At 39.3% G+C, this 16644-nt stretch carries 12 protein-coding genes, 1 other RNA gene and 1 pseudogene; 2 read left to right on the forward strand and 12 right to left on the reverse strand.

Features of this window, described 5'->3' with window-relative positions:
• The 12 genes and pseudogenes from ADF62_RS10545 to ADF62_RS08990 all read right to left on the reverse strand — a co-directional run.
• Positions 1 to 213: pseudogene (locus ADF62_RS10545) on the reverse strand (IS3 family transposase); the annotation flags it as partial.
• A 282-nt stretch (positions 214 to 495) separates the two neighbouring features.
• Positions 496 to 978 (reverse strand): transcription elongation factor GreA, encoded by a 483-nt coding sequence (greA, locus tag ADF62_RS08945; RefSeq protein ID WP_003095077.1) that lies wholly within the window; start codon positions 976 to 978, stop codon positions 496 to 498.
• Between the two features lie 83 nt (positions 979 to 1061).
• Positions 1062 to 3035, reverse strand: a complete 1974-nt coding sequence (mltG, locus tag ADF62_RS08950) for an endolytic transglycosylase MltG (protein WP_048788628.1) — start codon at positions 3033 to 3035, stop codon at positions 1062 to 1064.
• Positions 3036 to 3134: 99 nt separating this feature from the next.
• Entirely contained in the window at positions 3135 to 3626 is a 492-nt protein-coding gene (locus ADF62_RS08955) for a GNAT family N-acetyltransferase (protein WP_003095047.1), read from the reverse strand.
• A 60-nt stretch (positions 3627 to 3686) separates the two neighbouring features.
• Positions 3687 to 5015 (reverse strand): UDP-N-acetylmuramate--L-alanine ligase, encoded by a 1329-nt coding sequence (murC, locus tag ADF62_RS08960; protein WP_048788629.1) that lies wholly within the window; start codon positions 5013 to 5015, stop codon positions 3687 to 3689.
• Positions 5016 to 5041: 26 nt separating this feature from the next.
• Positions 5042 to 5758 carry a hypothetical protein gene (locus ADF62_RS08965; RefSeq protein WP_003098046.1) on the reverse strand — a complete coding sequence of 239 codons (717 nt, stop codon included), beginning with the start codon at positions 5756 to 5758 and terminating at the stop codon, positions 5042 to 5044.
• Positions 5759 to 5912: 154 nt separating this feature from the next.
• Positions 5913 to 9008 carry a DEAD/DEAH box helicase gene (locus ADF62_RS08970; protein WP_048788630.1) on the reverse strand — a complete coding sequence of 1032 codons (3096 nt, stop codon included), beginning with the start codon at positions 9006 to 9008 and terminating at the stop codon, positions 5913 to 5915.
• Positions 9009 to 9115: 107 nt separating this feature from the next.
• Complete coding sequence (locus ADF62_RS08975) at positions 9116 to 10981, reverse strand: cell division site-positioning protein MapZ family protein (protein WP_048788631.1); 1866 nt, start codon at positions 10979 to 10981, stop codon at positions 9116 to 9118.
• Between the two features lie 2 nt (positions 10982 to 10983).
• Positions 10984 to 12150 (reverse strand): THUMP domain-containing class I SAM-dependent RNA methyltransferase, encoded by a 1167-nt coding sequence (locus ADF62_RS08980; protein WP_003095030.1) that lies wholly within the window; start codon positions 12148 to 12150, stop codon positions 10984 to 10986.
• Positions 12151 to 12299: 149 nt separating this feature from the next.
• Positions 12300 to 12667: RNase P RNA component class B (gene rnpB, locus ADF62_RS09955), an RNA gene on the reverse strand.
• Positions 12668 to 12682: 15 nt separating this feature from the next.
• Positions 12683 to 13015: a cell division regulator GpsB gene (gpsB, locus tag ADF62_RS08985; protein ID WP_003095155.1), complete on the reverse strand. Its 333-nt coding sequence runs from the start codon at positions 13013 to 13015 to the stop codon at positions 12683 to 12685.
• Positions 13016 to 13123: 108 nt separating this feature from the next.
• A complete protein-coding gene (locus tag ADF62_RS08990) occupies positions 13124 to 13639 on the reverse strand; it encodes a DUF1273 domain-containing protein (RefSeq protein WP_048788632.1) in 516 nt (171 codons plus the stop codon).
• Positions 13640 to 13716: 77 nt separating this feature from the next.
• On the opposite strand from ADF62_RS08990, the gene recU reads away from it, so the two are divergent.
• Both recU and pbp1a read left to right on the forward strand, forming a co-directional pair.
• The gene (gene recU / locus ADF62_RS08995) at positions 13717 to 14313 is read left to right on the forward strand and encodes a Holliday junction resolvase RecU (RefSeq protein ID WP_003098053.1); all 597 of its coding nucleotides are present in this window, start codon (positions 13717 to 13719) and stop codon (positions 14311 to 14313) included.
• On the forward strand, positions 14313 to 16604 hold the full coding sequence (gene pbp1a, locus ADF62_RS09000; RefSeq protein ID WP_048788633.1) for a penicillin-binding protein PBP1A: 2292 nt from the start codon (positions 14313 to 14315) through the stop codon (positions 16602 to 16604). The genes recU and pbp1a overlap by 1 nt, the downstream gene beginning before the upstream one ends.
• The last annotated feature ends 40 nt before the right edge of the window (positions 16605 to 16644 follow it).

Below are 16644 nucleotides of genomic sequence, written 5' to 3' on the forward strand. Positions count from 1 at the left end.
GAAATCCTCTTGTGACTATTTCTCTAATTATCTCTGACTTTCTCGCTGTAAGGCTTCGTCCCTGTCTTCTAGCTCTTTTTACTTTTTTAAGTAAGCCACCTCGGTACGTAAGCATGCGTTCTCCTCTTGAAGTCGCTCTAGCTCTGGTATTTCTTCCCAAGTTTTCTTACGTTTACGTCCCATTTTAGGTACTCTTCCTCTTGTTTTCTCAATTCATATATTTAAACTTTATCTTCATAAGTTAATTTCATAATAAAACACCCCAAAAGGTAGATTGTTTCTGTCTAACTTTTGGGGTGTAGTTCAAAAAACTTCAAGAGTGTTTTCTTATAGATAAACTCAGACTAACCTAGCTCCTAATATCGCTGGTAACTAAAAAAGGAGTAAGACAGAACAAACGTTCTGCCTCACTCCTACAAGGATCAAACATCTACTACATCATGTAGGTATTTCGATGTTTGTTCAAATACTGGACAATTTTGTCCTAACATTTGCTTAGGCTGTTTTTTCTACACTAAGGATTTCAACAGAGTAGCTACCTGCTGGTGATTCGATAGCTACTTTATCTCCAACTTTCTTACCAATCAAGGCTTGAGCAATTGGGCTTTCATTTGAAATTTTACCTGAGAAAATATCAGCACCGGCTGCACCAACGATATGGTAAGTATCTTTGTCGCTTGTACCAACTTCTTGCACAACAACTGTTTTACCAATCGCAACTTCGTCATTAGCAACAGCATCACTATCAACGATTTCTGCGTAACGAATCTTTGTTTCAAGAATTTGAATTTGACCTTCAACAAAGGCTTGCTCATCTTTAGCCGCCTCATACTCAGAGTTTTCTGAAAGGTCACCATAAGAACGGGCAATCTTGATTCGTTCTACAACTTCTGGACGACGTACGAGTTTGTACTCCTCCAATTCTGCTTCAAGTTGTTCTTTTTCTGCTAGGGTCATTACATATGTTTTTTCTGCCATTTTTTTCTCTTTCCTATTTTTTAGCCAGTTGGTTTAAAATCAAACTCAGTAGTTAGTTACGGAATTTTAATTAACCAATCAGACTATTTATCTTTTAGTTTGCTATTAATATAAGTTTCAACATTGTGCTGGTGCTCTTCATAGCTCTCAGCAAAATAGACATTACCAGTTGATACATCCGCCACAAAGTACATGTACTTGGTAGAAGATGGATTGATAACCGCTTCTATTGCCGACAGACTAGGACTATCTACAGGACCAGGCATCAACCCTTTATGAACATAATCATTATAAAGGGAGTCAATATTCGTATCAATCGTTGCATCTTCTTTCAAGGTCGTTTCTTGACCAAGTTTTCCAAGAGCATAAAGAACCGCGATATTACTTTGCAAGGCTATGTCTGAATCAAGACGATTATAGAAAACGCTAGCAATGTTTTTACGGTCATCGTCAGTTGCTCCCTCTTTTTCAACAAGAGAAGCTAAAGTCAAGATCTCATTAACATTGTGGTCACTTGATGAAATTGTTGCATAGTATGGTGATAGGTAGGTGTCCATCGTAGAGAGCATTTCCTCTGCCAAAGATTCCACCGTCGTATCGTCATGAATGTTATAAGTCGCTGGGAACAGATAACCCTCTAGGACATACTTAGCATCTGTATCCTTCGGAAGGTTTGCCAACAAGGTTGGGTACTTCGCTTTCATCTTAGTAAGAAAAACATCATCCTTCATAAGTTTCAAGAAGTCTTTTGCCTTAAATCCAGTAGATGAATGTTTACCTTTTTTAGCTGATGAATTAACTTCAACCGCCTTGGCGATTTGCTCAATGGTGTATCCTTCTTTAACCAAGACTGTACCCAGAGATGGTTCCTGAGGCTTATCACTTCCTTTTTTCTGAAGTACCTCAATAATTTCATCCATAGTCATACTAGGCTGAAGGTTATAGTAACCACTTTTTAGATTTGAAATGTTCTTAAACTTGGTATAGTAATTAAAGACTTTACCAGATTTAATGACACCAGCTGATTCCAATAACTGACCGATGTAACTGTTACCTGAATTTTCAGGAATTTCAACACTAATAAACTTAGTCGACTTGACATCTTTTGCACCAACTGCATCACTAACATATCGATAACCAAAGAATCCAGCTAATGATAAGATAAGAATCAATAAGACAATTATGTTTCTTGCAATTCGTCCTGCACGACGATTATTTTTATTGCGTTTTTGATTTCGATTGGAGCGTGAAATCGGTTCTTCGTTGATGATTTCGTCCTGTTTAACATCTTTTAGCGAGGACTCTTTCTTTTTCACTTTCTTACGTTTCTTTTTGTTAGCTTTTTCAGAGGCTGCTAAAGCAATACTCTCATCACTCTCATTGTCGTCAGTTACTAGGTCTGACTGAACCCTTACTGGTTCAGAGTGATTACTTGCTATATGATGTTCCTGCAAAAATGCTTCTTTTTGACGTTCTGATGTCATCTTGGACACCAATTCTTTAGGATTCGTGTAGATAGATTCTTTAGCCTTAGCTTCAATGAGCTCCTTAGCAACATCTGCAGGAATATATTCTTCCTCTGATTCCGCGTTAAGACTAGTTTCCCAAACTGGACGTTTAAAACGACGTTTCAACATTTCAGTCTCCTGAGGAATAATTAAATTTTTCTCCTTATCAACTTGCTCTTTAGGACTTGATATTACGTTTGAATGGACATTAGGGGCTAAAGAATCAGCTTGAGAATTAGAAGACAAGTCAACACTATCTTGAAAATCTCGAGCCGTCTCAGAAGTCATAGTTTTAGCTATAGCACTATGAGCAACAGAATGAGAACTCAAATTTTGGTTACTTACTTTATTTGACGCTGATCCAGAATCTATTGCATGGCTATCAGCTGACATTGAAAGTGGTGTCTCGGGCATAGTTGCACTTTTTTTATGCTCCTCCTCACGAAGAGAACGGAGCCGTGTCGCTTCTTGTAAATCTCGAAGAATCTGATTTTTAAAGCTTAGGCTATCTTCAGCAGATTCCGAGTGTTCATTATACTTGTCCGTCAAGGCATACCTCCTCTATAGTAACAAACGCCATTATATCTTAAAAAGTCAGTTAATGCAAATCAATTGGTTCTTTGTCACAGTAACGTAACACTGGCATTACTAGCCTTCTGGGTTCTCCCAGACCATATTATACCAAATGCTACCGCCATGGTTTGATTTGGATTCTCCTTCGTCAATGAAACCATTCATCTCATAGTAGGTAATCAGGTAATCATGACAAGTCAAACTAATCCCTTGACGTTTTTGAGCAATAGCTAGGTCTTTAAGAGCTGCAATCAAGGATGTTCCAACACCTTGCCCTTTAAAGTCTTTGGAGATAGATAAACTAGTAACTGCGATATAGCCTCCTTGACTAACATTAGGAGCCACTTTATGGAACAGGTCATCTGTGAGATAACGTTCCGCAATCACAGGTCCTTCTATATAACCAGCTACAGTGCCATCAATTTCAGCAATTAGGAAGGTATCACAAATTGTCTCTAAACGCTCTGCAATAGCCTCTGGTGTAGCAGCCTCTTCAGGCGAGAAATTATCTTGTTCGATACGAACAACATCAGTCCAATCATTCGTTCTAGCGTGTCGAATAATCATCTAAAATCCCTTTCTATCCAAGAGAAAGAGCTGAGCGAAATCGCTACAGCCCTTAATATATTACATGTGGTTTTGCAAGCTTGCTAGGAGCTCTTCAAATGAACGTTCATAAAGTTGGATGTCTCCAGCTCCCATAAAGACATAGACAGCATTGTCATGGTCAAGGAGAGGTGAAACATTTTCAACTGTCACCACTTTGGCAGGTTTATTGATTTTAGCGGCAAGATCTTCAACCTTTACATCACCGTGGTCAACTTCACGCGCAGAACCATAAATTTGTGCCAAATAGACAGCATCCGCCTCATTTAAAGCCTCAGCAAAGTCATCAAGAAGAGCAATGGTACGGGTAAAAGTATGTGGTTGGAAAATAGCAACAATCTCTTTAGATGGGTACTTTTGACGTGCTGCATCTAGCGTTGCAATAATTTCAGTTGGGTGGTGAGCAAAGTCATCGATGATAACAGTATCACTAATAACTTTCTCTGTGAAACGGCGTTTAACCCCAGAGAAAGTTTTTAGATGTTCAGCAACTAAGGCCATGTCAAAACCAGCTACATACAAGTTAGCAATAACCGCAGTTGCATTCAAGATATTGTGACGACCATAAGCTGGTACATGGAATTTCCCTATGATTTGTCCATCATGTTTCACATTGAAGTTAGACCCCGTCGTTGTACGAACAATCTCTGTTGCCATGAAGTCATCATTTTCTTCAAAGCCATAATAATAGATTGGTGCATTGGATGTAATTTTACGGAGGTTAGAATCCTCACCGTAAACAAAGAGCCCTTTTTGTACTTGCTTTGCATAATCATCGAATGCTGAGAAAACATCATCAATACTTGTAAAGTAATCTGGATGGTCAAAGTCAATGTTAGTGATAATTGAGTAAGCAGGATGGTACGGCATGAAATGACGTTCATATTCATCTGCTTCAAAGACAAAGTATTGCGCATTGGCTGAACCACGTCCTGTTCCATCACCGATAAGGTATGACGTATCTGTGATGTTTTTCATAGCGTGTGACAAGAGTCCTGTCGTAGAGGTCTTACCATGTGCACCGGCCACACCAAAGCTAGTGAACTGATTCATGAAATGACCCAAAAATTCATGGTAACGCTTGAACTTATAACCATTTTTAATGGCATAAGCAATTTCAACGTTGTTATCTTCACGAAAAGCATTCCCAGCAATTAATTCAACATCTTCAGTGATGTTTTTTTCATCGAAAGGAAGGATTGGAATACCCGCTTGCTCAAGACCACGTTGGGTGAAGTAGTATTTTTCCACATCGGAACCTTGAACCTTGTGTCCCATTTGATGGAGCATCAAGGCCAAAGCCGACATGCCAGATCCTTTAATTCCAATAAAATGATAAGTTTTTGACATAGTTTCTCCTTGCAATCAAACTGCGATTAATTTGCATCTTCTAAATGCGTCAAATTTAGTTCTTGAGCAATTCGGTGTTCACGGTGAGCTTGACGTTCTGGGTAATTATAAACCTGGCTACGTTTCAAGAAGTCATAGCTATTTTTCTTGACGTTCTTACGAGATGGGTTACTAGGTTGTTGATAAGTTGGAACCACTTCTGCCAAGATATAAGTATCTTGTTTCAGACGATTTGCCAAGTGATGGATTTTTGAGTGCTTCCCATTAGGTGCTAATGTTCTCTTAATAGCACTCACAGGAGCTTCCAAGATAGACGCCGTCACTGGCTCCTTATCCGTTGTTACAGCAACTGCCTCAACAGTAGCCTCAAAGCTTGGTTTATTTTCTACCTTAGGCTTAGCAGCTAGTGAACGGATATTCGTAGATTTAGTTGATTGAACTTCTTGACGTAGGTATTTTTGGCGTTTATCACGTACGTCACGCTTCGCCTTTTCACGGGCTTCTTCAGCATAAGTCATTCCATCCTCTTGTGTTTCAGCTCGGTTTGGAGCCTGCTTACGTTTATGAGCCTTAGCTGACAAGAATTCATGGTTCAGCAAGAAATCGTTATAGTCCTTATCCTGATAAGGACCACGGATATTAGTGATTAAATCTTCATTTTCATATAGACGCATAGAGATAGGTTCTTGCAAGCAAGATTCTCCGTCCGGAATCAGCGGAAATTGTCGTCTTTGGCGATGCATAAAAGACTTCCTTTCGTTTTCGAGATGATGCGTATCTTAATATAAACAATCGGGAATGGGGAGATACGTCTTGCAATATTCTATTATAGCCTAATTTAAAAGATTTGCCTAGTGCCATTTTATATTTTAGTATTCCAATATTAAATATAACAGATTAAGATATTGCAATACCAAGAATTTCTTTAATATCCTCAACTGTCATGCTAGCACGGCTTTCATTGCCATCTAATACTGTTGTAACGAGATTTTTCTTACCTTCTTGAAGCTCAAGAATCTTCTCTTCGATAGTACCTCTTGTAATCAAACGGAAAACTTCGACATTTTGTTCCTGACCGATACGATGAGCACGACTAATAGCCTGCATTTCCACTGCTGGATTCCACCAAAGGTCAATCAGAATAACTGTATCAGCACCAGTCAAGTTAAGCCCTACACCCCCTGCTTTTAAAGAAATCAAAAAGGCATCTCGACTCCCCTGATTAAAGGCTTTGGTCATCTCCTGACGACTATCAGATGGGGTCGACCCTGTTAGCTTATAAGAGGAAATACCTACCTCTTGTAAAAGTTCCTCTGTAATATCTAACATCCCACGAAATTGTGAAAAAATAAGGACACGATGGTCTGATTCCTTAATTTGACTAAGTAGGTCTCTAAGACTATCTAATTTCCCACTATCACCAGCGTAATCCATAAAGAGGGCTGGGGTATCACAAATTTGGCGTAAGCGGGTAATTCCTGACAAGATTTCCACCTTATGACGGTTGATTTCCTGATCACTTGCCGAAATTAATCCTTGTTGCATCTGTTGCAATTGTGCTAAATAGATAGCCTTTTGAGCATCTGACAATTCACTTTGGTGAGTAATTTCAATCAAATCTGGGAGATCAGGAAGAACCTCTTCTTTTTTACGTCTTAGAATAAAGGGAGAAATATACCTAGCCACTTCCTTAGGTGTTAACTTAAGGAAAGTTTTTTTAGCTGGTAAAAGTCCTGGTAGAATAATCTGGAAAATAGACCAAATCTCCAACAAATGATTTTCAATAGGCGTTCCAGATAGTGCTAAGCAATGTGGAACAGAAAAATCACGTAGATATTGGGCAATCTTTGTCTGTGTATTCTTCATGACCTGAGCCTCATCGAGAATGAGATAGTCATATTTGCCAGCCTTATAAGCATCAAAATCCTGACGGAAGGAAGCGTAGCTTGTAATGATAATCTGGTGGTCTTCGGCAATGATGTCATCACGTTTTAGCTTGAGTCCATAAGAAACCGCTACATCTAACTGAGGAGCGAACTTTTTAAACTCATCCTGCCAATTGTAAATCAGGCTTGATGGTGACAAAACCAAAACTCGTTGTCCTTCTTCTAAATGTGCAGAGAGATAGGCAATAGTTTGCAAAGTTTTCCCCAACCCCATATCATCGGCTAAGATACCGCCAAAACCATAGTGATGCAACATAGATAGCCACTGAACACCTTTTTCCTGATAGGGACGAAGGCCAGCTTCTACCTTATAGGTTGGCAAATCAAAGGTCTCTGGCTTACTCAAATGTTGCGTTAAGAGTTGGAAATCTTTTGAAAAACGAACAGAATCACTTTCTGAAAGAGCATCCATCAATTGATAGGCAGTTAATTGATGGAGTTCTAGGTGACCTTTTCCTGAATAACGAGCTCTCAGAGTTTTGAGGCTCTCACTAATACGATGCGTCGCTTCGTCAAAAACAATCAACTGACCACTACGATTGATAAAATAGGGCGAGCTTTCCATCAAGGCTGCTAAAGCATGATCCACATCTTCATCGTCAAGGCTTGAAAAATCAAAGGAAATATCTAATAAATTTCCCTGACACTCTACCTGAACCTGTGGACTCTGCTCAACCCGTAAGTCACGTAACTCCTGTCCAATCAGAACCGTTCCTGCATTTCCAAAATCTGGTAGAGTATTTGTAAAGAAATCATAGAGCTCTTGACTGCTACTTAATCGTTTATATGACTGAAAATCAGGGGTGAATCCATGCTTAGACATCAAACGAAAAACAGCCTGCTCATGACGATAGTTACTAGTAAATCCTAAACGACTCAACTCTTGGCGATCATGTACCAAAAAACCATCAAAATCAAAGGCTAATGTAAGAACAATCTCACTATCACCTTTCAGATTAAAGCGAAATCTCGGTGTAAAATCCTTGATATTAAAAGCTTTTGGTGCCTTAACCGGCCCCATAGTCTTAAAATCAAAAAGACTAGCAGCCAAGATGGCTTGTTCATCGAGATTAAAGCTGACGTGCTTATTCAAATCGCTTCCGATTGGAAGAGAGCGTAAGCCAACCAAAAGTTTTTGTTGTTTTCTATTCAGACGATAAAAAACACCTTGATAGAAGAGAATACGATTATTAAAAAAGGCCTGACTATTCTTCTCAGAAACAGTCAATTCAATCATCTTGGGCTCGACACAAATATCAAACGAGAAGAGATTGGCATCAGCAGTCAAGTCCTCGACCAAAAGTTGGCGGTATTCAGTCCCTTCCCATTCAAACCTAAAGCCATCCAAATCTTGCATCCGTCTCAAACCTTCCTCAAAAAAACCGTAGGGGAGACAAAGGTGACGTGCATTATTCGGTAAAATAAAGTCTAAATTAGTCTTGGCTTCATCTGGAATCATCCGTCCTAGGTAGTTTAAAAATGCCTGTGAAGCCTGGTCAAATTGAATAAGTGATAGGAGTTCATAGTAGTTCTTACCTATCTGATAATAACCCTCAACCTCTACAAGTTTGAGAAAGGCAGGAATATCTCGAATAACATAAGAACGTTCATCTGGTAAGCGACGTAAACGTATGCTCCACCAAATCTCTGAACCAAAGGTAGACTCCTCTCCCTCTACCATCAAGCTATATCTAACGGTATCATCTTCATTTAGGGAAAGCCCTTCTAAAAATAAACCACCAAAAGAGTGACCTCGCTCTTGGCCCTGAGAGAGCTCTTGTTCCTCTTCCAGTTCTGCCAAGAGGCGCTGGCCTTCTTTATCATTTTTTAGATAATACTCAACCGCCGCCAAATGGGGACAATAGCCTTTTTGAGCGAAATAATCACAGTCACACGTGATTTCAGAATCATCGAGCGCATAAATTAAATGATGTTGGCCAACTGTCGTGTCCAACTGAGTTTCTGAGACCTGATGAATGGCAATTAGACCCTTTTCAAAAAGTTTAATCCCCTCATTACGGACTCTACCCGGCATCAATTTCGCCATAGTATTCACCCCTATCTTATCCCTCTATTATAGCACAAAATTCTTATAAACTCGGCCTTCACCACGATAAAACAAAAAAAACACTCCCTAGGGAGTGTCGTCGATTATTATTCATAATCAAGTTTATCTGAGTGACCTGAACCATTACCTACATAGTAACCTGTCTTACAGTTGATACTAAAGAGATAAGTTCCATCTGGAAGGTACATGTTGTAGTAACCATTTCCGTTGATGATGTTGACTGGCTCAAGGATAAAGTTATCTCCTGAGAAGTACCCACGTGAGTGAGATGTTGCAATAATCTTATCAAGAACACCATTAGCCCAAGTCCAAGCTGGATTACTTGTATCCGCTACTACGTTTGCATTATAAGGCACACGAGAGCGATCACGTTGAAGGATAGATGGATTGTAATTTATGATGCCTCGTGTCACAACTGTTGAAGTTGCAGCTGTACCACCAGAAACTCCACCAGTCGCACTTGTTACACCTGAATTAGATGCTCCAGATGTGTTATCTCCCGAAGGAGTAGCAGTATTAACACTTTCAGAAGCTGTCGCTGCAGACGTTGCACTTGCAGCTTTAGCCTTTTCTTCAAGCTGTGTTTTACCGCCCTTAATAGCTTCTTGGATAGTACTATCAAGACTAGCATTGCCAGTATTTGTTACACGTTCTGAAAGATCATTAAAGTTTGCATCAGATTTAACTGAGATAGAGGCATTATAGCTACCGTCTACAAGAGCATCTGATTCATACTTACTATTGACTTTTTCAATAGCTTCGATTTGTTTCTTCAAGTTATCGTATTTGACCTTAGCTGCATCATAATACTTGGTTTTTTCCAATTTTTTAAGTAGTTTTTCCAAGTCTGATAGCTTACCAAATTGATCATTAGCTAGTTTTGTCTGCTCATCATCTGTGAAGAAATTCTTATACATGTCTTCGAAGGCTTTATTATCAGAAGCTGATGCATCCTTGCTTGATGATGGTATTACTGCTGAAGAAGCAGTGCTTGTAGTTTTCGCAGATTGGCTATGTGTTCCTTTATAAAGAGCATAGCTACCACCAATTATAGCCAGAACAAGAACCGCGAGAGCAACGATAACAACACCCTTACGGCGATAAAGTGGAATATCACCATCAAAGAAACCTTTATGAGATGGAGAAATAGACCCTGAAGAGACTCTATCTTCTGCTGATGGACGATTAACTGTCATAGACACTTTTGGTATCGCTTTTGCTTCATCAGCTTTAACTCCTGTTACACCAGCAACTGTTGTGGCAATAGCTTCTAAGTCGATTGTTTCTGAGACTTCAACATCTTCCAACAGAGGTTTAGAGTCTTGTGGCTCAGAAGCCTTGTCATCAGCAGGTAAGGTACTTTCTGGTTCCGGATCATCAATATTGTCTACCATATCAGCGTTATCAACTTGTTGATTAGTTGATCTAGACGTTGCAGCAAGGGCTTCACCAAGATCGAATTTTTCTGCTTCTGACGTGATAAAACGATCAGCATTAGTTGATGTTATGATGGTTTCAGAGCTTTGACTTTCTGGTTTCACAGTGATTTCAGGTTCAACAGAAGCTTGAGTATCATCTTCCTTAGCGTCAGTTGTGTCCAAACCAAAAGTCATAGGTGTTACTGTTTCATCAGCAGTCGTTGAGTTGGTTGCCTCATTAGCCATTGATTGACCAATCAAACCTGAATCAGCAAATTCCTGACGTTGCTTTTGAATGAAGGCATCTAAGGGTGATGTATCGCCATCTGCTTCAATTTTCTTTGAAAATTTTTGTGAGGTAACTTCCTCACGATGTTGCTTAATATACTTATCCAAAATACTATCTGTTTCGGTTACACCAGCATTAATCTCAGCTTCTTTGCGGACAGCCTCACCGACTGTCATTTCCTTGGCATCTTGGAAATCTAACTCTTGGCTTTCTTCATAGCCATCTTGTGTTTTATCTTCTGACACGTTTAATTTACCTTTCTAGCCTCAGAACGGCGAACACGCTCTCCAAAATATTGATACAAATCAACGCGGAGGGTCCCGTTATAAAGCTTACGTTTTTTATCAGCTTTCATGCCGTATTTACTTTCAAATTGTTCATCACTGGTCAAGATAAACTTGCTCCACGTTTTAAGCGGCGCAAAAGTTTGACCCATTTCATTATACAAGATATCCACAGCCTTGTCATCCAACAAGCGCTCCCCATAAGGAGGATTTGAAATAATGACACCGTTGATTTTATCTGTTTTCAAGTCCTGTAAACGCATTTGTTTCAATTTAACAACATCTTCAAGACCAGCTTCGCGAGCATTAGCCTTAGCAATCTCAACCATACGGCTATCAATATCACAACCCATAATGTCTAATTCAACATCGTAATTTGCCTTGCTATCAGCTTCATCTCGTACTGACTGTACTAAATCTTTATCCACCCAATTCCATGCCTCAAAGGCAAAATCACGATTAAAACCTGGTGCGATATTCATTCCAATCATAGCAGCTTCAATACAAAATGTCCCTGAACCACAAGTTGGGTCAATCAAAGGTTTGTCAGGATACCAGTTACTAAGTTCAAGAATAGCAGCCGCCATATTTTCTTTAATAGGTGCCCCACCTTTATCAGTACGATAGCCACGCTTAAAGAGACTAGCACCTGTAGTATCAATTAAAGCAGTAGCCTTATCCTTTAAGATTGAAACTTCAATTTTAAATTCCGCACCTGTTTCTTGAAGAGGCACTCCTTCCGGACGGTGGAAATACTTCTGTAATTTTTTAACAACAGCTTTTTTAGAAATCGCCTGAACAGACGGCTCATTATGGAGCTTTGATTTAACACATTTAGCTTTTGAAATTGGGAACTTTGCACCTAAGGGAAGATAATTTTCCCAGTCCAAGGCATAAACTCCTTGAAAAAGCTCCTCAAAAGTACGTGCTGGAAACTCTCCCACCACAATCTTGATACGGTCTGCAGCTCTCAACCAAAGGTTAGTTTCAGCAATTGCACGAACATCTCCTTGGAAACGCACCTTACCATTTTCAACTTGAATCTCATACCCCAACTCACGTAGTTCTCGTCCAACCACAGCTTCAAGTCCGGCTGCAGCAGTTGCTACTAATGTAAATGTTTCTTTCATTGTTATCCTGTTACCTAATTATTACGAGTACAAACTCTCCTAAACTATAGCTTATTGTTCACTCTTGCCCTTAGTTGGTAGACGCAAAAGAGACGTTTCTTGCTAAAAGAAGGCTGAGACATTTGCCCCAGCCTCACCTATATGCAATTTTCTATAAGCCATGTTTTGTTCCAGAAGTGACTAGGTACCACTTCCTTCGATAATCATCTGTCTACTGCATAGCAGTCAGAATGGTCCGTTCGTTTCCAGCCATCCCATGCCCCTACCAAAGTTTGGGTTGCTAGCTTGAGGGGTTTACCGCGTTCCACTTTTTAGGTTTCCCTAAAAACTCCGTCACTGTGGCACTTTCAGAGCTACTAAAACCTATCCTAAGACTTAGCTAGTTCGCTCGCCGTAACTTGAAAATCAAGTCCCTAGGCTTATTGATTCACCTAGCACAAACACTACTGGCATCACAGCCAGTGCTAGCATGGACTTTCCTCATGGAAGACTAGCAACCATGCGATTATCCAAAAATTGCACAAAACCATTTTTATTCGACGATTTGTTTTCCAAAGACCTCTTTTTCCAAACGACTGATACGTTTTAAGATATCATAGTTTGAAGCCGAAGCAATATTGGCAGTAGCATATGGTGGTTCACTTGTCGCACTTGCATATGCGGGACGTCTTGCAGGAGCTGATGTCTCCTTGGCCTTCAGTTTTGCATTTTCTTCTTGCAATTCTTTAACTAGAGCAATGTAGACACCGTAATCTTTGATTACATCATCTAAAAACTCATCAACTTCTGTTTTATCGTATCCACGCATGCTTGTTTTAAATTCTTGTTCGTAGATTTTCTTGGGCGTTAAATTAATCTTAGCCATTATTCTTCTCCAATACTTATCTTATCTAACTTACTAATACTTTACAGTCCAATGCTTTCATGATACAGAAAAAAATATAAAAATGCAAGTTTAAAACTCAATTATGTCCTATTCCGACATGACTTCATTGAGGTCATCAAAAGTCAACCGAAATAAGGGATAATCGCTTGCATCTATTATCATATTGTAAAAATATTTCAAATTTGTTTCATTTTCAGGCTCATAAAATAAATAGGCTTGGTCTGTATTATCGATGAGAAACTGGTTAAATTGTTTGAACTGAGCTGGCGATTGATAAGCTGGGAAACTATACTTTACGAAATCAACTTGTTTAAAGGCTGCCAATTTTGCTTGGTTAGCTTCATTCCAATTCTGACCGTGTGTTTCAAATGGAAATAATGTCGCTAATTTCAAAGGATAGTCTTTCTGAAGTTCCTTAGCCACTTCTAGCGCCCAAAATTCAAAACCAAGGTTTCCAGTAAAAATCATCCAATCCACACCTTCATCTAAAAAACGTTTAAAATCACGTTTGATTGCCTTCTTAATGATATTTACCTTAGGGTCCTTGTCTTTAAAAACACCAAGTTCAAAGCTCTTATAGCCCGTTATGAGTAGTGATGTCATTTATTGTTTTCCTCCTTCATTTTATGGTATAATGAAGTAGTCTTTATGCATATCTTATTAAAGAAGAAGGGAAAGAAATGGTAAACTATCCCCATCAGATATCTCGTAAGATAGCACAAGTACGTACTAAAAAATCTAATAGAGTTGACTTTGCCAATCGGGGGATGAACTTTGAATCTGCTATTAATGCGACTAATGATTACTATTTGTCGCGTGGCTTAGCTGTTATTCATAAGAAACCTACACCTGTTCAGATCGTCAAAGTTGATTATCCAAAACGCTCACGAGCAAAGATTGTAGAAGCTTACTTTAGGCAAGCCTCAACTACCGACTACTCTGGTGTTTACAAAGGATACTATATTGATTTTGAAGCCAAAGAGACACGGCAAAAGACATCTATGCCTATGAAAAACTTTCATGCGCATCAAATTGAGCACATGTCTCAGGTCATCAATCAAGATGGAATCTGCTTCGTGCTACTTCACTTTTCAACGCTTAAGGAAACCTACCTTCTGCCTGCCAAAGACTTGATCGCTTTTTATCGAATTGATAAGGGATCAAAATCAATGCCTCTTGATTATATCAAAAAAAGAGGTTATGCAATCGCAGAGGCAGCTTATCCTCAAGTTCCTTATTTAGAAATCATTGAAAAATTATTAGGTGGTAACACATAATGGCTAAATTTAATTTCAGCAACTTTAAAGAATCACTTAGCGGTTTAACTAAACGTGCTAAAAACACACAGGTTAAACGTTCAGATTCTTCTCGCTATAGCAAAGGAAAACGCTCATCTGCTTCAGATCAAAGTTTAGGATGGCGTATTGTAAAATACGGTTTTATTGGACTACTGACTTTCTTTGTAATCTGTGTCATTGCTGGTGGTGGACTCTTTGCTTACTATGTTAGCAGTGTTCCTAAACTTACCGAGAATAAGTTGCAATCAACAAACTCAAGTAAGATTTACGATGGTAATGGTAGTCTTATTGCTGACTTGGGGTCCGAAAAACGTGAAAGTGCTTCAACAGATGAGATTCCTACAACCCTAGTCAATGCAATTACCTCTATCGAGGATAAGCGTTTCTTTACCCATCGCGGTATTGACGTTTATCGTATTATGGGAGCTGCTGTTAACAACCTTCGTCATAACAGCACTCAAGGGGGATCTACACTTGACCAACAGTTGATTAAGTTAGCTTACTTCTCAACTAATACCTCAGACCAAACCCTTAAACGTAAGTCACAAGAAATATGGTTATCTCTCCAAATGGAGCGTCAATATACTAAACAAGAAATCTTGACCTTCTACGTTAATAAGGTTTATATGGGTAATGGTTACTACGGTATGAAGACCGCAGCTAAATCTTATTTTGGTAAAGAATTAGGTGACCTCTCAGTTGCCCAAGCAGCTCTCCTTGCTGGGATCCCACAAGCACCAACACAATATGATCCTTATACTAATCCGGATGCTGCTAAAGAACGTCGCAACACTGTTCTTAATGAAATGTATGAAGACAAAAATATTTCTAAAGAAGAGTACGAGCAAGCTAAAGCAACGGATGTATCAGATGGTCTTCTTCCACTCACAAAGAAAGCTAGCTACGAACCATACCTAGATAACTACATCAAACAAGTTGTTGAACAAGTCTCTACCGAAGCCAATGCTGATATCTACTCAGCTGGACTCGATGTCTATACAAATCTTGACCCTGATATCCAAAAATACATTTGGAATGTCTACAACTCAAATGATTATATTGCTTATCCTGATGACAAACTTCAAGTAGCTTCTACTATCATTGATGTTACCAATGGATATGTTGTTGCTCAATTGGGATCACGTCACCAAGACGAAAATATTGCCCTTGGTACAAACCAAGCTGTTCAAACTGACCGTGACTGGGGTTCTACAATGAAACCAATCACTGACTATGCTCCTGCTATTGAAAAAGGTGTTTATACAAACACTGGTACGACTGTTTACGATAATCCTTACAATTTCCCAGGTTCTTCAACACCAGTTTACAACTGGGACCGTAAGTATTACGGAAGCATTTCATTGACTTATGCGCTTCAACAATCACGTAACATCACTGCGGTTAAAGCCCTTCAAGCGACTGGCTTGGAGTATGCTCAATCCTTTTTGAAAGATTTAGGTATTGAGTACCCAGAGATGTTCTATTCAAACGCTATCTCATCTTCAACAACATCATCAGATCCTAAATATGGTGCTTCAAGTGAGAAGATGGCGGCTGCCTATGCAGCCTTCGCCAATGGTGGTACTTACTACAAACCTTCCTACATTAAATCAATTAAATTTGAAGATGGTTCAACAAAATCATACGATTCTAAAGGTGTCAAGGCCATGTCGCCACAAACAGCTTATATGATGAATAGCATGTTGAAACAGGTTTTGACAGGTGGTACAGCGACTGAAGCTTATGTACCTGGCACCATCAATGCCGGTAAAACGGGTACATCTAACTACGGTGACGATGAGTACTATCAAGTACAAAAAGAAAGTGGCGTCTACGCTGATCTTATGGTTCCTGACGAAACGTTCGTTGGTTATAATACTAAATATGCAATGGCCATTTGGACAGGTTATAAAAACCGTAAAACTCCACTTTATGGCTCAGACCTAGATATCGCTAAACAAATCTACGGTCTAACAAGTAGCTACCTCAACCAGATGTATGGTGCAGGTTCTGAAGATTTCGATATGCCTAGTGGTGTTTACAACAATGGTAGTTACGTCTTCCTAACTGGTTCGTCAACGTCAAATGTTTATACCGGATCACTAGGAACATCTAGCTCATCATCAAGTTCAGATTATGGTAAAAGTAGTGACTCATCAAGTTCACAAGATAGTCAACAGTATGGCCCTGATGCATCAACAAATCCTTCAACATCGGGTTCTAACGGTGCTGAGCATTCAAATTCAAACACTTCTACAGTAGATGAGTAAAAGGAATTGAAAAGAGTTATCCATTGGATAGCTCTTTTTA

The sequence above is a fragment of the Streptococcus sp. 1004_SSPC genome (assembly GCF_001069025.1).
GTDB classification, from domain to species: domain Bacteria; phylum Bacillota; class Bacilli; order Lactobacillales; family Streptococcaceae; genus Streptococcus; species Streptococcus vestibularis.